At 71.2% G+C, this 19,387-nt stretch carries 22 protein-coding genes; 8 read left to right on the top strand and 14 right to left on the bottom strand.

The features are described 5' to 3' along the window. Positions 1-358: 358 nt before the first annotated feature. Positions 359-1,564 (bottom strand): homoserine O-acetyltransferase, encoded by a 1,206-nt coding sequence (locus MHY30_RS08985; RefSeq protein WP_239276549.1) that lies wholly within the window; start codon positions 1,562-1,564, stop codon positions 359-361. Positions 1,565-1,660: 96 nt separating this feature from the next. Between MHY30_RS08985 and MHY30_RS08980 the strand changes: the two genes are divergently transcribed. Next, positions 1,661-2,359 (top strand): SDR family NAD(P)-dependent oxidoreductase, encoded by a 699-nt coding sequence (locus tag MHY30_RS08980; protein ID WP_239276548.1) that lies wholly within the window; start codon positions 1,661-1,663, stop codon positions 2,357-2,359. Between the two features lie 157 nt (positions 2,360-2,516). Here the strand turns inward: MHY30_RS08980 and MHY30_RS08975 are convergent, their stop codons facing one another. Continuing rightward, positions 2,517-3,839, bottom strand: a complete 1,323-nt coding sequence (locus tag MHY30_RS08975) for a bifunctional o-acetylhomoserine/o-acetylserine sulfhydrylase (RefSeq protein ID WP_239276547.1) — start codon at positions 3,837-3,839, stop codon at positions 2,517-2,519. A 149-nt stretch (positions 3,840-3,988) separates the two neighbouring features. Here MHY30_RS08975 and MHY30_RS08970 point away from each other — a divergent pair, with 149 nt between their 5' ends. Further along, on the top strand, positions 3,989-4,771 hold the full coding sequence (locus tag MHY30_RS08970; protein ID WP_239276546.1) for an SDR family oxidoreductase: 783 nt from the start codon (positions 3,989-3,991) through the stop codon (positions 4,769-4,771). 23 nt (positions 4,772-4,794) lie between these two features. Here MHY30_RS08970 and MHY30_RS08965 read toward each other — a convergent pair whose 3' ends face one another. Next, positions 4,795-6,294 carry an MFS transporter gene (locus MHY30_RS08965; RefSeq protein ID WP_239276545.1) on the bottom strand — a complete coding sequence of 500 codons (1,500 nt, stop codon included), beginning with the start codon at positions 6,292-6,294 and terminating at the stop codon, positions 4,795-4,797. Between the two features lie 78 nt (positions 6,295-6,372). On the opposite strand from MHY30_RS08965, the gene MHY30_RS08960 reads away from it, so the two are divergent. The 3 genes from MHY30_RS08960 to MHY30_RS08950 all read left to right on the top strand — a co-directional run bounded on the left by MHY30_RS08960 (position 6,373) and on the right by MHY30_RS08950 (position 8,254). Further along, positions 6,373-6,867, top strand: a complete 495-nt coding sequence (locus tag MHY30_RS08960; RefSeq protein WP_239276544.1) for a phosphoribosyltransferase — start codon at positions 6,373-6,375, stop codon at positions 6,865-6,867. Then, entirely contained in the window at positions 6,864-7,550 is a 687-nt protein-coding gene (locus MHY30_RS08955) for a uracil-DNA glycosylase (protein ID WP_239276543.1), read from the top strand. Before MHY30_RS08960 ends, MHY30_RS08955 begins: the two co-directional genes overlap by 4 nt. Positions 7,551-7,642: 92 nt before the next feature. Beyond that, positions 7,643-8,254, top strand: a complete 612-nt coding sequence (locus MHY30_RS08950) for a GNAT family N-acetyltransferase (protein WP_239276542.1) — start codon at positions 7,643-7,645, stop codon at positions 8,252-8,254. A gap of 43 nt (positions 8,255-8,297) precedes the next feature. On the opposite strand, the gene MHY30_RS08945 is transcribed toward MHY30_RS08950, so the two are convergent. The 8 genes from MHY30_RS08945 to MHY30_RS08910 all read right to left on the bottom strand — a co-directional run bounded on the left by MHY30_RS08945 (position 8,298) and on the right by MHY30_RS08910 (position 15,802). After that, the gene (locus tag MHY30_RS08945) at positions 8,298-8,618 is read right to left on the bottom strand and encodes a protealysin inhibitor emfourin (RefSeq protein WP_239276541.1); all 321 of its coding nucleotides are present in this window, start codon (positions 8,616-8,618) and stop codon (positions 8,298-8,300) included. After that, a complete protein-coding gene (locus MHY30_RS08940) occupies positions 8,605-9,669 on the bottom strand; it encodes a M4 family metallopeptidase (protein ID WP_239276540.1) in 1,065 nt (354 codons plus the stop codon). Before MHY30_RS08940 ends, MHY30_RS08945 begins: the two co-directional genes overlap by 14 nt. Positions 9,670-9,819: 150 nt before the next feature. After that, entirely contained in the window at positions 9,820-10,611 is a 792-nt protein-coding gene (locus MHY30_RS08935; RefSeq protein ID WP_239276539.1) for an ABC transporter ATP-binding protein, read from the bottom strand. Then, the gene (locus tag MHY30_RS08930; protein ID WP_239276538.1) at positions 10,604-11,428 is read right to left on the bottom strand and encodes an ABC transporter ATP-binding protein; all 825 of its coding nucleotides are present in this window, start codon (positions 11,426-11,428) and stop codon (positions 10,604-10,606) included. The genes MHY30_RS08935 and MHY30_RS08930 overlap by 8 nt, the downstream gene beginning before the upstream one ends. Next, entirely contained in the window at positions 11,425-12,294 is an 870-nt protein-coding gene (locus MHY30_RS08925; protein ID WP_239276537.1) for an ABC transporter permease, read from the bottom strand. Before MHY30_RS08925 ends, MHY30_RS08930 begins: the two co-directional genes overlap by 4 nt. Continuing rightward, positions 12,291-13,241 carry an ABC transporter permease gene (locus tag MHY30_RS08920; protein WP_239276536.1) on the bottom strand — a complete coding sequence of 317 codons (951 nt, stop codon included), beginning with the start codon at positions 13,239-13,241 and terminating at the stop codon, positions 12,291-12,293. The genes MHY30_RS08925 and MHY30_RS08920 overlap by 4 nt, the downstream gene beginning before the upstream one ends. Further along, positions 13,238-14,749 (bottom strand): ABC transporter substrate-binding protein, encoded by a 1,512-nt coding sequence (locus tag MHY30_RS08915; RefSeq protein WP_239276535.1) that lies wholly within the window; start codon positions 14,747-14,749, stop codon positions 13,238-13,240. Before MHY30_RS08915 ends, MHY30_RS08920 begins: the two co-directional genes overlap by 4 nt. 135 nt (positions 14,750-14,884) lie before the next feature. Beyond that, positions 14,885-15,802 carry an alpha/beta fold hydrolase gene (locus MHY30_RS08910; protein ID WP_239276534.1) on the bottom strand — a complete coding sequence of 306 codons (918 nt, stop codon included), beginning with the start codon at positions 15,800-15,802 and terminating at the stop codon, positions 14,885-14,887. A gap of 66 nt (positions 15,803-15,868) precedes the next feature. Between MHY30_RS08910 and MHY30_RS08905 the strand changes: the two genes are divergently transcribed. Genes MHY30_RS08905 through MHY30_RS08895 form a run of 3 tightly spaced genes read left to right on the top strand, consistent with a single transcriptional unit; the run spans position 15,869 to position 17,662 of the window. Beyond that, positions 15,869-16,417, top strand: coding sequence for a carboxymuconolactone decarboxylase family protein (locus MHY30_RS08905; protein WP_239276533.1), 549 nt, complete (start codon positions 15,869-15,871; stop codon positions 16,415-16,417). Next, the gene (locus MHY30_RS08900) at positions 16,414-17,139 is read left to right on the top strand and encodes a tyrosine-protein phosphatase (RefSeq protein WP_239276532.1); all 726 of its coding nucleotides are present in this window, start codon (positions 16,414-16,416) and stop codon (positions 17,137-17,139) included. The genes MHY30_RS08905 and MHY30_RS08900 overlap by 4 nt, the downstream gene beginning before the upstream one ends. A 58-nt stretch (positions 17,140-17,197) precedes the next feature. Beyond that, positions 17,198-17,662: an SIP domain-containing protein gene (locus MHY30_RS08895; RefSeq protein WP_239276531.1), complete on the top strand. Its 465-nt coding sequence runs from the start codon at positions 17,198-17,200 to the stop codon at positions 17,660-17,662. A gap of 18 nt (positions 17,663-17,680) precedes the next feature. Here the strand turns inward: MHY30_RS08895 and MHY30_RS08890 are convergent, their stop codons facing one another. The 3 genes from MHY30_RS08890 to MHY30_RS08880 form a co-directional block, all read right to left on the bottom strand. Continuing rightward, positions 17,681-18,136: a Fe-S oxidoreductase gene (locus tag MHY30_RS08890; RefSeq protein ID WP_239276530.1), complete on the bottom strand. Its 456-nt coding sequence runs from the start codon at positions 18,134-18,136 to the stop codon at positions 17,681-17,683. Beyond that, a complete protein-coding gene (locus MHY30_RS08885; protein WP_239276529.1) occupies positions 18,133-18,948 on the bottom strand; it encodes an arginase family protein in 816 nt (271 codons plus the stop codon). The genes MHY30_RS08890 and MHY30_RS08885 overlap by 4 nt, the downstream gene beginning before the upstream one ends. Before the next feature lie 58 nt (positions 18,949-19,006). Next, positions 19,007-19,387 (bottom strand): PspA/IM30 family protein (locus MHY30_RS08880; RefSeq protein ID WP_239276528.1); only part of this gene is annotated, 381 nt, incomplete at its 5' end.

Here is a 19,387-nt window from a genome sequence, read left to right as displayed (position 1 = left end):
GTGTCGTGCGGCGGTTCGGTGCGGTGCCGCGGGTTCGGTGTCGTGCCGCGGGTTCGGTGTCGTGTCCTGCCGCGTTCAGTGTCCAGGACACGCGGACGCCGGGGGCTCGTGTCGGCGTGTTGTGGACACTGAACGGCGGGGCGGGTGCGCGGGGTGTCGTGCCGCGTTCGGTGTCCAGGACACGCGGATGTCGGGGGCTCGTGTCCGCGTGTTGTGGACACTGAATGGCGGGGCGGGTGCGCGGGGTGTCGTGCCGGGTTCGGTGTCCAGGACACGCGGATGGCGTTGGCTCGTGTCCGCGTGTTGTGGACACTGAACGGTGGGGGCTGAAGCACCGCCCCGGGGCGGCGGCATCCGGTCAGGCCGCGAAGAGGCGCCGGAGGTGGTGAGCCACGGCGGCGGTCTCGATGAGGAAGCCGTCGTGACCGAAGTCGCTCGTCAGGACCACTGCCTCGTCGCCGTCGAGGGTGTTCCGGATGCCGCGGGCGATGCGATGCTGCCCGTCCACCGGGAACAGCCGGTCGGTGTCGACCCCGAGCACGAGGGTCGTGGCGGTGACGCGACCCAGGGCGTCCTCGACGCCGTCGCGGTCGCGGCCGACGTCGTGAGAGTTCATCGCCTCGACGAGCGTCAGGTAGCTGTTGGCGTCGAAACGTCGCGTGAACTTGTTGCCGTGGAAGTCGAGGTACGACTCCACCGCGAAGCGGCCGCCGTGTCCCAGGGGACTCACACCGGACTGCCACGACCGCTGGAAGCGCTGGTTCAGCTCTGTGGGGCTGCGGTAGTTCAGCAGCGCCATGCGACGCGCGAGAGCAAGACCGCGATGCGGGCCGTCTCCGTCGGCGGCGTCGTAGAAAGCTCCCGACGCGAACCGCGGATCCATGCGAATCGTGTCGGCCTGCACGGTGTTCAACGCGATCTGGTCGGCCGTCGTGATCGGAGGCGCCGACAGGATGGCCGCTCGCTCGACCCGGTCGGGGCGGCCCACCGCCCATTCCAGTGCGTGCATGCCCCCCATGGAACCGCCGATCACCGCGGCCCAGCGGTCCACGCCGAGCGCGTCCGCGAGGGCCGCCTGTGCGCCGACCTGGTCGCGGATCGTGAGGTACGGGAAGCGCGCGGCCCACTCGTACCCGTCGGGCGCGATACTCGCCGGTCCCGTCGAGCCCTGGCATCCGCCCAGCATGTTGGGCGCCACGACGAACCAGCGATCCGTGTCGATCGCGGCCCCCGGCCCCACGAGGTCGCCCCACCAACCGGCGGTGGGGTGGCCGGGTCCGGCAGCCCCGCGCACGTGGCTGTCGCCGGTGAGCGCGTGCAGCACGAGGACGGCGTTGTCGCGCGCGGGGGAGAGTTCGCCCCACGTCTCGTAGGCCAGGCGGAAGCCGGGAAGGTGCTCACCGTTCTCGGTGCGGAATTCGCCGAACGCGGCGAACAGGCGCTCCCCGACCGGGTCTCCGTCCCGCCAGGCTCCGGTCGCCGGCGGACGGCCGAGGAGGGACCGCGCGTCGGCCTCCGTGATCGGCGCAGAGGGCACCGTGTCTTCGGAGATCTGCCAGTCCATGGCATCCATTCTCCCGGGTCGCGTCGCGCCCGGAGCGACTGTTACGCGCTTGTCCAGCCCCCGATTGCGCGCCGCTGTCCTGAGCATGATCGGGGCATGGCGAACTATCTCCTCATCGCAGCCTCGAGCGACATCGGCGGGGCGACGGCACGGCTTCTGCGCGACGGCGGACACCACGTGATCACGACGGCGCGCGACGCTTCGGTGATCGACCCCGACGTGGTGCTGGATGCCACCGACTTCGACGCCGTCGACAGGGTCGTCGCCGAGGCGGGTGACCTCGACGGCATCGCGGTCTTCGCGGGCTCGATGCTGCTGAAGCCCGCGCACCTGATCTCGCGGGCGCAGTACGACGAGACGATCGCGGCGTCGCTCACGACGTCCTTCGCGGTGGTGCGGGCGGCGGGTAAGCACCTCCGCAACGGGGGCTCGGTCGTGCTGTCGTCGTCCGCGGCGGCCCTGGCGGGGCTTTCCAACCATGACGCGATCGCCGCGGCAAAGGCCGGGGTGATCGGGCTGGCGCTGTCCGCGGCGGCGAGCTACGCGAGCCACGGGCTCCGCGTGAACGCGGTGGCGCCGGGTCTCGTGCAGACGCGCTTGACCGAGGGGCTGACCTCGAGCGACATGTCGCGCAAGGTGTCGGAGGCGATGCACCCGCTGGGCCGCCTCGGCGAGCCGGAGGACATCGCGCGCGCCGTGGAGTTCCTCCTCGACCCGGCGAACGACTGGATCACGGGCCAGGTGCTCGGCGTCGACGGCGGCCTCGGCGCCCTCCGTCCTCGTCAGCGCGTCTAACGCCCCCGGCCCCCCGCCCCCCCGGGCGTGATTCGCCAGGATTTGTCGCCTCGGGCGCAGCCCGGGCGACAAATCCTGGCGACTCACGCAGCACCACGGGGGGCCACACGCGACGACGCCCCGACCCGGGGACCGGGGCGGGGCGTCGAGAGACCGCTTACGCGCGGGCGGCCTCGGACAGGCGCCGCGCGGCGGCGAGGGCCTGGTCGAGGTCGGCCTTGAGGTCGTCGATGTTCTCCAGACCCACCGACAGGCGCACGAGGCCCGGGGTGACGCCCGAGGTCAGCTGCTGCTCGGGGGTGAGCTGCGAGTGCGTCGTGGAGGCGGGGTGGATCACGAGCGAGCGGACGTCGCCGATGTTGGCGAGGTGGCTGAACAGAGTGAGCGAGTTGACGAACTCGCGCCCGGCCTCGACACCGCCCTTGAGCTCGAACGACAGCACGGCGCCGACACCCTTCGGGGCGTAGTTGTTGGCGGCGGCATACCAGGGCGACGTGGGGAGGCCGGAGTAGTTCACGCTCGCGACGTCGTCGTGCGCCTCGAGCCACTCGGCGATCTCCTGCGCGTTCTGCACGTGGCGCTCGATCCGCAGGGACAGGGTCTCCAGGCCCTGGATCAGCAGCCACGCGCTCTGCGGCGAGATGGCGGCACCCAGGTCGCGCAGCAGCTGCACGCGCGCCTTGATGATGTACGCCAGGCCGTCGCCGACGGCCGTCGTGTACGAAGCGCCGTGGTAGGACGGGTCGGGCTCGGTGAGGCCGGGGAATTTCTCGACGTTCTCCGACCAGGCGAACGTCCCGCCGTCGACAATCACGCCGCCGATGGTGGTGCCGTGGCCGCCGATGAACTTCGTCGCCGAGTGGATGACGATGTCGGCGCCGTGCTCGAACGGGCGGATGAGGTACGGCGTCGCGATGGTGTTGTCGACGATGAGCGGCACGCCGCTCTCGTGCGCGACGTCGGCGACCGTACGGATGTCGAGCACGTTGATCTTCGGGTTGCCGATGGTCTCGGCGAAGAACAGCTTCGTGTTCGGGCGGACCGCCGCGCGCCAGGCCTCGGGGTCGTCCTGGTTCTCGACGAACGTCGTCTCGATGCCGAGCTTGGCGAGGGTGTACTTGAACAGGTTGTACGTCCCGCCGTAGATCGAGCTCGACGAGACGATGTGGTCGCCCGCCTGCGCGATGTTCAGCACCGCGAACGTCTCGGCGGCCTGGCCACTGGCGACGAGGAGGGCGCCGGTGCCCCCCTCCAGTGCGGCGATGCGCTGCTCGACGACGTCCTGCGTGGGGTTCTGGATGCGGGTGTAGATGTTGCCGAACTCCGCGAGCGCGAAGAGGTTCGCGGCGTGGTCGGCGTTGTCGAACACGTACGACGTGGTCTGGTAGATGGGCGTCGCGCGCGCCTTGGTCACCGGGTCGGGCTGCGCGCCGGTGTGGATCTGCTTGGTCTCGAAACGCCAGTTCTCGGGTGCCGACACGGCTGCTCCTCACGTCTTCGGAGACCGCGACGGATGCCACGGCCTTCTGCGAGCGTAGGGACGTCCGGCCGCGTCGACAACAGGGCGGACACGCACCGTAATCTGCGCCGGGCGCTGCTGTCCGCGCGCCCGACGGTAGCGTGGGGGCCATGGCGAGACGTGCGGTGGTGACCGGGGCGAGTTCGGGAATCGGTGAGGCGGCCGCACGGGCGCTGCGCGCCCGCGGATGGGACGTCGTGGGGGTCGCCCGCCGCGCGGAGCGGCTCGCCGCGCTCGAGGCCGAGACGGGCGTCGTCGCCCACGCCGCCGACCTCACCGACGGTGACGCCGTCGCCGGTCTCGCCGCGTGGCTCGACGACACGGGCGGCGTCGATGCCCTCATCCACGTCGCCGGGGGTGCGCGCGGCGCCGACCGCGTCGAAGACGGCCATCCGGACGACTGGCGCTGGATGTTCGAGGCCAATGTGCTGTCGTCGCAGCGGCTCGTGGCATCCCTCCTTCCGCTCTTGCGTCGCGCCGCGGCGCGCGCGGGATACGCCGACCTGCTGTTCGTCACGTCGACCGCCGCGCAGGTGGCCTACCCCGGCGGTGCCGGGTACAACGCGGCCAAGGCGGGGGAGTCGATGCTCGTGCACGCGCTCCGGCAGGAACTGAACGGCGAACCGGTGCGGGTCATCGAGATCGCCCCCGGGATGGTGCGCACGGAGGAGTTCACGCTCAACCGCCTCGGCGGGGATCAGGCGGGTGTCGACAAGCTGTACGAGGGCGTCCAGGCGCCGCTCCTGGCCGAGGACGTCGCCGACGTGATCGTCTACGCCGTTGATGCCCCCGGGCACGTCAACCTCGACCTGGTCACGGTGCGCCCGGTGGCGCAGTCCGCTCAGCACCTGCTCGCGCGAGGGCCCCTCCGCGTGCGCGGCGCGGAGGACTGACCGCCGCGAGCCCGGGGCGCGCGTCAGACCACGTCGCCGCGCGCGGCGTGGGCGGAGGCCTCGGCCTCGGCGGTGTCGGCGAAGGCGACCTTCGGAACGAACAGCAACAGCACGGCCGCGACGAAGCCCCCGGCCGCGCAGATCGCCCACACCGTGATGTATCCCGCGAGCGGTGCGGCCGTGGCGGCCACCGCGGCACCCGCTCCGCCCGCGAGCACCACGCCGAACACCGCCGACGACATCGTGCCGCCGATCGTCTTGGTCGTGTTGGTGAGGGCGGATGCCACACCCGTCTGTCCGCGCGGGGCGGCGGCCGCCGCGGCCGCGGGCATCGCCGCCACCAGGGCGCCCGAGCCGAGCCCGGCGATCGCCAGGCACACGAGCACCTCCCACAGTTCGGTGTGGAGCGGAATCAGCAGGACATACCCCGTCCCGACGAGCGCCGCCGCGCCGATGAGGACGGCCCGCGGGCTCGCGCGCCGTGACGTGACGGCGAAGAGCACCGCGCCGACGATGAGCGACACCAGGTACACCCCGATCACGTTGGAGCGGTCGGTGGCATCGAGTCCGAGCCCGTAGCCGAGGGAACGATCGGTCCCCGCGTACGTGGCGAGCGGCCCCTGCGCGCCGAGCAGACTGATGCCCACGAGGAACGCCGTCACCTGGACCGGCCACATCTCGGGGCGTCGGAGCACACGGATATCGACGGCGGGGTCGGGGCGTCCGAGTTCGTATCGGGCGAACACCACCAGCAGGATCGCACCGAGCACGAGCAGGGAGACGATGACGGCGGGGCCGGGCCCGGCGGGCAGTCGCACGAACGACAGTGCGCCGGTCACGCACAGGAGCGCCGCGGCGAGCAGCACGAACCCGCCGATGTCGAGTCGCCGGGCGCCCGGCATCCGCTCGGATTCGGGGACACCGAACCAGATCACCACGCACACCAACGTCACGGCGATCGCGGGGACGGTCAGCGCGAGCCGTAGATCCCCGCCGACGGCGGCGAAGAGGCGACCCGCCGCCAACGCCCCCAGGATCGCGCCGGCCTGCAGCCCCACGACCAGGAGCCCCGCGGCGCGGCGGGTCTGCGAGACCCCGCGGCTCTGGCGGCGTCCGCGGTCGAAGATCAGGGCGATCTCCAGGGGCAGCCACACGACGTAGAAACCCTGGAGCGCCCACGCGATGAGGAAGGTCGGGAAGGTGTCGGCGAACACCAACCACCAGCTCGCGGCGGCCGTCGCGAGGGCGGAAGCGAGGAGGATGCGCTTGTGCCCGAACATGTCGCCGAGCTTGGCGAGAACGGGCAGCACGAGGGCCGAGAGCAGCAGCTGCGCCGCCTCGAACCAGTTGACGTCGGCGTCACGGATGCCGAGATGAACGACGATGTCGGGCAGCAGCGGCACGTAGTACCCCTGCAGGATGCCGCTGGCGAGCTCCACCAGCACGAACCACCCGATGAGTCCCGCGGTCACCCCGAGCGCGGACCCGCGCACCCGGCCGACCGCGCCCGAGACGCGCGACATGGCGTGAGGCTAGCACCGGGCCCGGCGGCATCCGGGAGACACCCTAGGGTGAGAGACACACGATGAGAGGCGATGGGCGTGGCGAAGACGACGGATGACCGCGAACGACTGACCTGGGACGACTTCGGCACCGCCACGCGGGACATCTCGCGGGCGATCGTCGCCGACGGGTTCATCCCCGAGGTGGTCGTCGCGATCGCGCGCGGAGGGCTGCTCCCGGGCGGTGCGATCGCGTACGGCCTCGGCGTGAAGAACTGCGGTGCCTTGAACGTGGAGTTCTATACCGGCGTCGGAACGGTGCTCGATGCGCCCGAAGTGCTGCCGCCCGCGCTCGACCTGTCGTACCTGGAGGGACGGCGCGTCCTGCTCGTCGACGACGTGGCCGACAGCGGTCGCACTCTCGACCTCGCGGTGAAGCTGCTCGACCGCCACGGTGCCGAGGCCCGTTCGGCGGTCATCTACACCAAGCCGACCACCGTGATCGTCCCGGACTATTCGTGGAAGGACACGTCGCTCTGGATCGACTTCCCCTGGTCGCACCAGGGGTCGGTGCGAGACGAAGACGCCGCGTGACCGGGAAGTCCCTTGCGCAGCTCGCCGACGCCGGACTCATCCACGCCTCCTGGGTCGAGCCGTTGGCTCCCGTCGCGGCCGATATCGCCGACATCGGGGAACGCTTGCGCGCCGAGGGCGCCCCATACCTTCCCAGTGGCGAGCTCGTGCTGCGGGCGTTCCGCACGCCGCTGGACGCGGTCCGCGTGCTCATCGTCGGTCAAGACCCCTATCCGACGCCGGGGCATCCGATCGGCCTGTCGTTCGCGGTGGATCCGCACGTCCGGCCTCTGCCGCGCAGCTTGACCAACATCTATCGCGAGATGTCGGACGACCTGGGCATCGCGCCGGCGGCCCACGGCGACCTCTCCGCCTGGGCCGACCAGGGTGTCATGCTCCTCAACCGCGTCCTGACCGTCGCCCCCGGGGCGCCGGGCTCGCACCGCGGCTGGGGGTGGGAGCGGGTCACCGAGCACGCCATCCGCAGCCTCGCCTCGCGCGAGCAGCCGCTCGTGGCTCTCCTGTGGGGCCGGGATGCCGCGAACCTCACCGGTCTGCTCGGTGACACCGCGATCGTGGCATCCGCGCACCCGTCGCCGCTGTCGGCCCGTCGCGGCTTCTTCGGTTCGCGACCGTTCTCGCGTGTCAACGCGCTCCTGGAGGAGCAGGGCGCTGCTCCCGTGGACTGGCGGCTCCCCGGCTGAGGACGGACAACGCCCGAGCGGGCGGGTCTTCGCCCTCGCCTCCCGTGGCCGCGGTCACACGGCCGAAACGGGCGGCGCCGTAAAGTGGGCTCGTGCTGGAAGAGGAGTACGAGAAGAGCCGACGCCGGCTGCCGCTGCACCTGCGACGTGCGCCCGAGCCGGAGCGGCCGTTCTCGTACGAGATCAGACCCGCCACGGAAGGCGACATCCCCGACATCCGTGAGATCTACAACTACTACGTGCGCAACTCGGTCGTGACTTTCGATGAGAAGGCGTGGTCGATCGCGAAATGGCGCGAGAAGTTCGACACGCTGCAGCGCCTGGGCCTGCCCTTCCTGGTCGCCGAGTCTCCCGGGGGGCAGATCCTCGGCTATGCACTCGTGCAGCCGTGGCAGTCGAAGTCGGCTTACCGCTATACCGTCGAGAACTCGATCTACCTCGGGCAGGCGGCATCGGGCAAGGGCCTCGGGCGCGCGCTCCTGGAGGCGCTCATCGAGGCGTGCTCCGAGAAGGGCATCCGCGAGATGGTCGCGGCCATCAGCGACAAGGGCGCAGATGCCTCGATCGCGCTGCACCACAAGCTCGGGTTCACCGAGGTAGGGCGCATGGGCCGGGTCGGCTTCAAGTTCGGCCGGTGGCTCGGCGTCGTGTACCTGCAGAAGAGCATCCCGTCGAAGAAGAAGCGGCGGAAGCTGTTCGGCTGAGCACCCCGCCCCGGCACCTCCCGACCGCCCCGGCCAGGGGAGATCAGGTCCGGTGCGCTCCGGCCGCACGGCGAACTTCGTCGATCAACGCGCGCCACGGGCCCTCGACCTGTGTGTCGGCGAGGCGCGCGTGATGCACGGCGGTCCCGCCCTCCTCGACATCGATGCGCCACTGGAAGCGGTCGGCCCCGCTCGACGGCGGGGGAGGCGCATCCCACGGGCAGCGGTCGATCAGTGAGCGCCAACGCGAAGCCCCCTCGGGGTCGGGTTCGGCACGCCACCGTCGCGACATGCCGGCGATCCCGCCCGAGCGCACGACGACGACGGCGAACGTCGGTCCGGGCGTGGCCTCAGGTCGTGGCATCCTTCTGCGCTTCGACGCCCACCTCGGCCCATGCGGCGCGGACGGCGTCGACCTCCTCCGACTCCTCACCGTACTCCGCCACCGCGGCGGCGCGGGTGGCGGCGGCGAACGCGGCGAAGTCGGCGGTCACCGACAGCGACCCCGATGTGAGGGTGTGGTACCAGATGAGACCCGCCCGCTCCCACGCGAAGCCGCCCAAGCGGGTGGCGACGAGGAAGAATGCCCGGTTGGGGATGCCGGAGTTGATGTGCACGCCGCCGTTGTCGTCCTCGGTGTCGACGTAGTCGCGCATGTGCCCGGGCTGCGGATCGACGCCGAGGACGTCGTCGTCGTACGCCGTTCCCGGCGCCGACATCGAGCGCAACGCGACGCCCTCGACGGCGTCGGTGAAGATGCCTTCGCCGATCAGCCACGACGCCTCGTCGGCACGCTGTCCGCGCGCGTGCTGCTCGGCGAGAGCGCCGAAGACGTCGGAGAAGGATTCGTTCAGCGCTCCCGACTGTCCCTGATACTCGAGGCCGCCGGACGCCTCGGTGACGCCGTGACCGAGTTCGTGCGCGATCACGCTGAGCGAGCGGGTGAAGCCGACGAACACCTCGCCGTCGCCGTCTCCGAAGACCATGCGCTCGCCGTTCCAGAACGCGTTGTCGTAGTCGACGCCGAAGTGCACCGTCGCCAGGAGCGACCCGCCCGCGGCGTCGATGCCGTCACGGGCGAAGGCATCCCAGAAGAAGTCGTAGCTCGCGCCGAGGCCGTCGTAGGCCTCGTCGACGGAGCGATCGCCGGTGGGGCCGTCGTCCTCCGTGCGCACGCGCCGACCAGGAAGCCGTTCGGTGTTGCCCGCGTCCGAGATGACGCGGTCGGGCGCGGGCGCGGCCTCGGCCACGAGCGTTCCGGCGTCGACCGACAGTCGCAGCCGCGTGCGCGCGGGGCGCTCGGGACGCGGGATGGCGAGGGTCTTCCGGGCCGCCGCGGCGGCGCGCGCCAGGCGCGGGTCATCGACGGACGCGAGCCGATCGAGCAGGAACGGGGGAACGATGCCGGGGGTCATGGGGCCGAGGCTAGCGCCGGTCACCGACATCGTGGCATCCGTTGCGCCCAGAACAGGAGGCGCCTTTCGAACAGGGCGATCCGGCCCGAATCGGCCTGTGCCGGACGCGGAGCCTGTTCTCGGCCGCGGTCGGGGGCGGAGGCGAACCGGTCAGGCCGGCAGAGTCGGGACCGACGCGAGCAGCTGCCGCGTGTAGGCGGCCTGAGGCTGCAGCAGGACCTTCTCGGTCGGGCCCTGTTCGACGACGCGGCCGTCCTTCATCACCACGACCTCGTCGCACACGTTCTGCACGACCCCGATGTCGTGCGAGACCAGCACGAGCGTCAGCTGCTCCTCGGTGCGCAGACGGGCGAGGAGGCGCAGGATCTGCGCGCGCATCGTCACGTCCAGCGCCGACAGGGGCTCGTCGCCGACGAGGATCCGGGGACGGTGGACGAGGGCGCGGGCCAGGGCGATGCGCTGCCGCTGCCCGCCCGAGAACTCGTGCGGGAATCTCTCCGCCGCCCCGGAGTCGAGGCCGACCTGCTCCAGCACCTCGCGGACGCGGGCCCGGCGATCTCCGTCGATCCCGAGCGCCCACAGGGGTTCCCCGACGATCCGGCCGACGCTCATGCGCGGGTCCAGCGACGCGTAAGGGTCTTGAAGCACGATCCCCGTGGCCCGACGGAGCCAGTGCAGTGACCGGGCCGAACCGCGCGCGTCGACGGTGCGCCCCTCCACCTCGACGCTCCCGGCGGAGGGGACGTCCAGCCCCAGCAGCAGGCGCACGAGCGTGGACTTGCCCGACCCCGACTCGCCGATGATGCCCACCGACCGGCCCGCGCGCACCGAGACGTCCACGTCCACCAGGCCCGCGGTGCGTTCGGTGCGGCGCCATCCCTTCGTGCGGGGCGCGACGTACGTGCGGGAGAGGCCGCGGGCGTGCAGGATCGTCTCACTCATGGCGCTGCCCGCCCTCCCGCTCGGTTCGGTGGCGATCGATCTCGGGATGCCACAGGGTCGCCGTCGCGTCCCGCAGCAGGGCCTGCGTCACCGGGGAGGCGGGCGCCCGCAGCAGGTCGGGCACCGCCGCCTGTTCGACGATCCGGCCGCGCTCGAGGACCACCGCGTGCGTGGCGACCTGCGCGAGCACGGCGAGGTCGTGCGTGATGAAGACCAGCGACATGTCGGCATCCTGAACCAGCGATCGCAGGAGCGACAGGATGCCGGCCTGAATCGTCACGTCCAGCGCGGTCGTCGGTTCATCGGCGATGAGCAGACGCGGTCGGCAGGCGAGCGCCATCGCGATGGCCGCGCGCTGACGTTGACCGCCGGAGAGCTGATGCGGATAGCGCGAGACGATGCGCTCCGGGTCGGGGAGCGCCACGCGCTCGGCCTCGGTGACCGCTCGGCGCAGCGCCTCGCGCCGCGAGACCCGCTCGTGGATGCGGACCGATTCGCCGATCTGGCGCCCGATCGTCCGGATCGGGTTCAGGGCCGTGCGCGGCTCCTGGAAGACCATCCCGATGTCGTCGCCCCGCAGCCGCGCGAGCTCGCGATCGGGGAGCCCGAGGATCTCGCGTCCGTTCCAGCGCACGCTGCCCGACGCGGTCGCGCCGTCGGGGAGCAGGCCGAGCACGGCCAGGGCGGTGAGGGACTTGCCGGAGCCCGACTCCCCGATGAGCCCCATCCGCGCCCCCTCGGCCACCGTGAAGCTCACTCCGTCCACCACGGTTCGGCCGCCGATGTCGATGCGCAGGTCCTCGACCTGGAGAGTCATGCGACCACCCCCGGGACGTGCGTCCGCGCTTGCGGGGTGCGCTCTGCGAGCGTGGGGTCCGCGGCATCCCGCAGCGCATCCCCGAGGAGGTTCAGTCCCAGGACCGTGACGGTGATCGCCAGTCCCGGCCAGACGACGGCGAGGGGATGCACCGCGATGTAGGCCTGGAGGTCGCTGAGGAGCACCCCCCACGACGGCTGGGTCAGCGGGGCGCCGAAGCCCAGGTACGACAGCCCCGCCTCCGCCAGCACCGCCACGGCCATTCCCCACGACAGCTGAACGATGAACACCGGTGCGACGTTCGGCAGGAGATGACGGAGGAGATTCTGGGCCGGGGTGAGTCCACTCGCGCGCCCCGCCAGCACGAAGTCGCTGTGCAGCACGCGCCTCAACTCGGGCCGTGTCACACGGGCGATGGTGACACCGAACCCGATGCCCACCGACCAGATGACGACGGCCAGCGACCCGCCCCACACCGCCGTGATCATCATCGCGATGATGAGGACCGGGAAGGCGACGAGGATGTCGACCAGCACGGCGATGCTCTCCCGCACCCACCGGGCCGTCAAGGCGCCCAGGGTGGCGAGGGCGATCCCGAGGAGCGAGGCGACCACGCCGGCTCCGACGGCCACCACGACGGTCGTCTGTGCCCCCGCCATCAGCAGGCTGAGGATGTCCCGGCCGTTGCCGTCCGTGCCGAGGAGGTGGGGCCACGACGGACCGAACCACCGGGAGCGGGCGTCCACACTCGCGGGGTCGAATGGCGTCCACACCAGCGAGACCAGCGCGGCGAGGGCGATGAGGCCGACCACGAGGATGCCGAACCGCCCCGTGCCGCTCCTCCACAGCCGGCGTAGCGTGCTCACGACGCCTCCCTCTGCCGCGGGTCGATCAGTCGGTGCACGAGATCGACGAGGAAGCCGACGATCAGGACGAAGCCGGTGAGCACGAGGAGTTCTCCCTGCACCTTGGGGAGGTCGCGGGCGGCGACGTCGGCGACGAGCATCCGGCCCACGCCCGGCAGGGTGAACAGCTGCTCGATGACGACAGAGCCGACGATGATGCCGGCGATCTGCAGTCCGAGGACGGTGATCACGGACAGGCCGACGTTGGGAAGACCGTGACTGAGCAACGCCCGCGTGCGCGTGAGGCCCTTCGCCGCGGCCGTGCGCACGTAGTCCTGCCCCTCCGCCTGGAGCGTCGCGCTGCGGACGAACCGCAACAACATCGCGCCTTCGACGACGCCGATCGTGATCGCGGGGAGGAGGAGGGCTCGGAAGGCCGCTGCCGGCTCGTTCCATCCCGCGCGCGGGAATCCCTGGGGAGGCAGCCACCCGAGCCACACGGCGAAGACGACAACGAGCATCATCCCCGCCCACACCACCGGCACCGCCGCGAGCGCCTGCGCGCCGACGCCGAGAGCCGTACCGTCCGGGCGTCCGCGGCGCAGGGCCGACAGCACCCCGAACGGCAGGCCCACGGCGAGCGCGACCGTGAGCGACATCGCCGCCAGCGGCACGGTCACCTGGGCCTTGTCGATCAGCTCGGCGGTGACCGGGGTGCCCGTGATCAGCGACGTGCCCAGGTCGCCGCGCGGGATCCCGCCGATCCAGTCGAGGTACTGCTGCCACAGCGGCTGCGTCAGTCCGAGACTCTCCCGCAGGGCTCCGACCTGCTCGGGCGTGGCTTGCGTTCCGGCGATGAGGAGGGCGACGTCGCCGGGCAGCACGCGCAGGGAGAGGAAGATCAGCGCGCTCGACACGGCCAGGCCCAGGACGAGCAGGCCCAACCGTGTCAGCGCATACCGGATCACTCCGACGAGACCGTCACACCCGCCAGCGGCAGGCGCACGTTGAGGGAGTTCTGCGGGAAGTCCGCGACGTTCGTGGCGACCGCGGTGAGCGGCGTCGACAGGAAGAGCCAATCGGCGGCGTCCTCCTCGGCGACGATACGGGCGGCCTCGGCCAGCAGGTCCGAGGACTGCTGTTCATCGGTCGTCGCGAGGGCTCGCGTGTACAGGCTCTGCACCTCGGGGTTGTCGTACCCGAAGTAGTACGACGGGTTCGCCCAGTTGCCGAAGTCGCGCGCCTCGACGTGACGGACGAAGCTCAGGTCGTAGTCCCGGTTGGTGTACACGTTCTGCAACCACGTCGGGAAGTCCACCGACTCCACCTTCAGCGTCACGCCGACGTCGGCGAACGAGGACACGAGGAACGTCGGGATCGAGGTCGGGTAGACGCTCGGAATCGTCAGGGTGAGGGTGAGGTCCTCGGCGCCGGCCTCGGCCAGCAGCTCGCGCGCGCGGTCGGGGTCGTACGCGATGTCGCCGGACAGGTCCTCGTAGCCGGGGTCGAGCGGGGGGATGGGGCCGGAGAGGGTTTGACCGGCCCCGAGCGTGTCGATGAGCGCCTGGTGGTCGATCGACAGGCGCAACGCCTCGCGCACACGCTGGTCGTCCAAGGGTGCGCGCGTGTTGTTGAAGGCGAGAGTGCCCTTGTCGGTCGTCAGCCCCGACTCGATCCGGAAGTCCCCGGTGCCGTCGAGCTGCCCCTGCAGTTCGGGGTCGATCTCGAGGGCGACATCCACGTCGCCGCTGAGGGCGGCGTTGATCGCGGCGCTCTGATCGGGGATGTAATCGAGCACGACCTCAGCGACGCCCGCCGGGTCGCCCCAGTAGGCGTCGTTGCGCGAGAGGACCAGGCTCTGGCCCGTGTTCCACGACGAGACCGTGAACGGCCCGGTGCCGTTGGTCGAGGTCTGGAAGTTCGTCGCGTCGTTGTTCTTGAAGATGAGGCCCGCTCGACCGGTCAGAGCGAACAGGAAATCGATGTTCGGCTGCGCGAGCGTGATGACGACGGTGGTCGGGTCGGGCGACGTGACCGAGGACACACCGGCGAGGTCGGCGCTGTTCTGGATCGTGGCGTCGTCCTTGGCGGTCTGCAGCGAGGACACGACGTCATCCGCGGTGAGGGCGCTGCCGTCGTGGAAGGTCACCCCCTGGCGGAGGGTGAAGGTGTACGTGAGCCCGTCCGACGAAACCGTCCAGTCGGTGGCGAGGGCGGGGACGATGGTGTTGTCGTCGTCGCCGTCGCGCGTGACCAGGCCCTGATAGACGTTGTCGACGAGCGCCTGCTCGAGCGCGGCTCCGCTCGTGCGACGGATGTCGAGGTTCGACGGCTCGAGCGAGAGGCGCACCGTGAGGGTGGCGTTCGGGTCCGGCTCGCCCGTCGCGGTCGGCGTCGTCGACGTGGCGGTGCACGAGGTGAACAGGAGAGCTCCGATCAGGAGCGCGCTCGTGGCGAGGGCGGTACGGCGCAGCATTGCGGGGAGTGTCCTTTCGCAGGCCGACGGCATCCGAGTGCTGTGGTGCCGAGGAGTGGGGTGAAGACAGCCTACTTTCACCCGCCGCGCCGCTGTCCCCGTGTGACACCGCGCGACACGGCCCGGCCGCTGCCGTCACCCCGCGTCGATGCGGTGCCGGATCAGCGTGGCGAGTCCGGCGGGATCCTCCTCCTGCACGTTGTGTCCGGTCGGGACGACGACGACCTCGGCTTCCGGAGCGCGACGCCGCAGCTCATCGGCGTCGGCGGCGGTCACGAACCCGCGACCTGCGCGCACCAGGGTCAGCGCCGCGGTCACCGCGCCGACATCGTCCCATCCCGTCGAGGCCAGCACCGCGCGCACGGCATCCGGCGTTGCGGTGTCGGAGCCGGCGGCAGCGGCCGCGGCGGCGAGATGGGCGAAGTGATGCTTCCATTCCACACGGCCGTCGGGGCGGACGCGCGTGTTGAGGAACACCCCGCGCGTGGCTGCCTCTCGGGATCCGCCTAGGCCGAACGACAGGGCCTTCTCGACCAGCTCGTCTCGCGTCGCCCAGTCGGTGGGCCCGGCGAAGAACTCCCGCAGCTGCGCCGGTCCGCCGCTCGGGTCGATCCCCGGAGTGATGTCGACGAGCACGACCCGCGCGACGAGGTCCGGACGGGATGCCGCGACCGCGGCCGCGGTGAGCCCACCCAGGGAGTGTCCGACGAGCACCTGTGGCCGGTCGGTCCAGGTCTCGAGCGCGCGCACGACGTCCGGGGCCAGGACCCGGGCGACGTAGGCCGCGTCGTCGCGCCAGGACGAGTCACCGTGACCGGCGAGGTCGATGGCCAGGGCCGGTGCGTCCAGATGCAGCAGCGTGGTGTCCCACGTGTGCGCGTTCAAACCCGCTCCGTGCAGGAACGTCACACGCGGAGCCTCCTCGCCCCACCGCAGACCGCTGATCACCCGCCCGTCGGGGAGCGTGAGGCGCACGCGCGCGACCGGTGGCACATCGACACCCGCGCCAGCCGCCTGCGCGGGCAGGAAGGAGAACTCGTCGGTCTCGGGCATGGAGCCAGCCTGGCAGCGCGCGCAGACGGCCGCCAGTCGGTGATGACACCGCCGTAGGCTGTCGGCATGGTCGAGGAACGACGCGTGCATCTGTCGAAGAAGGCTCCCGAGGCATACGCGGCGCTGAGGTCGTTCTCCAAGACCGTCGGGGGTCTCGCCGCGTCAGCGGGGATCGACGCCCGGCTGCGCGAGATCGTCCAGATCCACGCCTCGCAACTGAACGGGTGCGCCTACTGCGTCCGTGTCCACGTCGATGCCGCCGTCGCGGCGGGTCTCGACGCCGACACCATCGCCCAGATCGCGACCTGGCGGGAGTCCGGCGTCTTCGATGAGCGGGAACGGGCGGCCCTCGAACTGACGGAGTCGTTCACGTTCATCCACGACGACGGCATCCCCGACGAGGTCTACGACCGGGCGGGCGGCATCCTGAGCGAGCAGGAGTACGTGGCGCTCAGCTGGGTTCTCGTCGCCATCAACGCCTTCAACCGCGTGGCCATCGCGGGCCGGTACCCGGTGCCTCCGCGCCCCACCGCCGCGGCGACTCTCACCGACGGGGCGCTCCCGCCGGCCACCACCGCACCCCGCGCGCCGCACGACCACGGGGGTGCCGCGTGAGCTCCCTCGTCTCGGGGGCGACGAACTTCCGCGACGTCGGCGGTCTGCCCGCCGGCTCCACGCGCACACGCGACGGCGTGCTCTTCCGGTCGGGCAATCTCGTGCACGTCGATGACGCGGGCCTGCAGACCCTGGCCGCGCTGGGGCTGCGTCGCATCGTCGACCTCCGCGACGACGACGAGGTGCGCTACGCCCCGAGCCGGCTCGAGGGTCTGCCGGTCGAGGTCGAGCGGATCCCGTTGTTCCTCGGATCGGTCGAGTCCTTCTTCGAGCGCGACGTCAGCCTCGGTGAGCTGTACGACGAGCTCGTCGAAGGCTCCGCCGACCGCATCGTCGCGGCCGTCCGCGCGATCGGCGGTGCGGCGCCCGTGCTGGTCCACTGCACCGTGGGGAAGGATCGCACGGGAGTGACCGTCGCAATCGCGCTCGCCGCCGCCGGCGTCGATCGTAATGCGGTCGTCGACGATTACGCCCTCACCGAGCACCTCTTGCCCGCCGAGCGCAATCGCCGGGTCATCGCCGGGATCCGTGCCCTGCATCCCGGGAACCGCCACGCGGAAGAGCTCGCCACGCGCTCTCCGGCCGGCGTGATGCGCGCGTTCCTCGAGCGTCTGGACGCTCGCTACGGGTCGCCCGCCGACTTCCTGCGGGCCCACGGCATGGGCGACGAGGAGCTCGCCGGCCTGCGCTCGACCCTCCTTCACGAGGCGGTTCTTCGGTAAGGATGGGGCAGCAACACAGGTTAGGCAACCCTTCATTGCGGGTATAGTGGATGCCATCATGTCCATCTCCGCCGAGCACAACGACGCCGCCTGCCGATCGTCGCGCCACACCCGCGTGCAGCACCTCATCACGGCCGATGAGACCTCGCTCGCCGAGATGGACGCGCTTCTGTCGACGCTGCCGATCTGCTCGACCGGCCGGATCTTCGTCGAGGTGCCCGACGCGTCGTGGATCACCGCGATCGCGGCACCCGCGCGTATGACGGTGACGTGGCTCGACCGCTCTCGTCGGGGCGGTGCTCCCGGCACGGGTCGCGCGTGCGCCCCCGGCCAGGCGCTCGTCCGCGCGGTGACGGGCTGGGCCGGCGAGATGCTCTGCTGCGATGACGACGCCACCCGCATCTTCCTGCTCGGCGGCTACTTGGGCACCGCAGAGATCGTCGAAGAGCTGACGAACCGCCACGGGGTCGAGGCCGCAGCCATCCACACGCCCGCGCGTTTCGGTCTCGAAACCGCACGCTGAGGTCGGCCGGCGCGGGGCTCAGGCGCCGCGGGGAACGTAGTTCCCCTCGACCAAGCCCGCCTCGATCTCGAAACGGTTGCGCAGCGGATCGCGTCCCGCGAAGAAGTACAGCACCGGCATGAGGAACCCGTAGCGGCGCCACTGGGCGGCATGGACGGCTTCGTGTCCCAGCACCGTGTCGCTCGGGTCGACGTCTCCGGTGAGGAAGCAGTCGCCGACGCAGACCCCTCCGCGCGGAAACGCCCAGGCGGGGAGCCCCCGGAAGACCCACAGGCCGTTTCGCCGTTCGATGCGCCCCGTGCTCCAGAGCGAGCCCCACACCCACCCGACGGTGCGGCCGTAGAGGAAGCCCCAATGGCTGACGCGGGAGTCGAGCAGCACGCGCGGAAGGACGCGGTCGATCCGGCGCCCCCGCGCGACCGCGCGGTCGGCACGCTCGCGCCATCCGGCCGGAGGGCGGGGGATCGGGCTCACGCGAGGGCTCCCACCAGGCGCAGGATGGTGCCCAGGTCGTCGACCGCGGCCGCGGGGGATGCCGGCGAGAATTCCGTGATCGTCGCCCCCGCGAGGGGGACCCGCTCCCGCACGCGTCGAATGGCCGCGGCGACGTCCGCCGCGCGGGCTCCGAATGGCTCCGCGAACGCGACGCCGCTGATCTCGGCGGGGTCCAGCACATCGAGGTCGAGGTGGATGTACACGCGTGTCGCACCCGTGGCGGCGACGGCCTCGGCGAGGATCTCCGGGTCGGACAGCTCATCCGCGGAGATCGAGCGGATGCCGTGTTCGTCGATGAAGCGTTGCTCCTCGGCATCCCGAGCGCGTGTTCCCGCCAGGACCACGCGGGCCGGAGCAATGCCGGGGGACAGACGCAACGGCTCGATGCCCTCACCCAGGATGGCGCGGAGCACCATGCCGTGGAAGGCGCCGCTCGGCGACGACGCGGGCGTGTTCAGGTCGGCATGCGCGTCGATCCAGACGATCGCGAGATCCTCGTCGGCGACGGCCGAGACGGCACCGAGGGCGACACCGCAGTCCCCGCCGATGGTGACGCTGTGATCGTCTGCGCCCGCGGAGACGGCGTCGCGGATGCGCTCGCGCATACGCACGAGGGCGCTGGCCCGCAGGACCGGTGTGCCCTGCGCGTCACCGGCCTCCGGCAGCGGCTCGAGCGCGGTCGTCGCGGCGCGCGGCAGATCTCCGGCGATCGCCTCGGCGCCGTCGATGAGCTGCATCGCGCGGGAGGACGAAGATCCCTGCCACTGCGGGGCGATGACGAAACGCGTCATGACACACCTGTCGGAAGAGGGGAGCGCACCGCCGCGAGAACGGTGCGCTCCCGGGCGATCACAGGTCGGGGCTCGGTGCGTCGATCGCCGCCCGCTGAGGGCCGCCCGTCTTCAGGGCGGCCAGGCGCGCCTCGACCTCGGTGAGCTCGCCGACGTCTTCGAGGGCGTTGAACTGCGCGTCGATGCTCGACGCTGCCAGCTCCTGCTTGCCCGCGGCGAGAGCCTCTTCGCGGCGGATCTTGTCTTCGAAGCGGCCGAGCTCGCTCGTGGGGTCGAGGACGTCGATCGACTTGACGGCGTCGTGCACCTTGTTCTGCGCTTCGGCGACCTTCGCCCGCGCGAGCAGTTCGCTGCGCTTGGACTTCAGCTGCTCGAGCTTCGTCTTCATGCCGTTGAGGCCGTCCTTGAGCTTGTCGACGACCTCGGTCTGCGAGGCGAT

Origin of the sequence: Microbacterium sp. ACRRU, assembly GCF_022346945.1 — a bacterium.
GTDB classification, from domain to species: Bacteria; Actinomycetota; Actinomycetes; order Actinomycetales; family Microbacteriaceae; genus Microbacterium; species Microbacterium mcarthurae.
The sequence above is the reverse complement of the archived record's forward strand: the minus strand, read 5'-3'. Positions and strand labels throughout refer to the sequence as shown.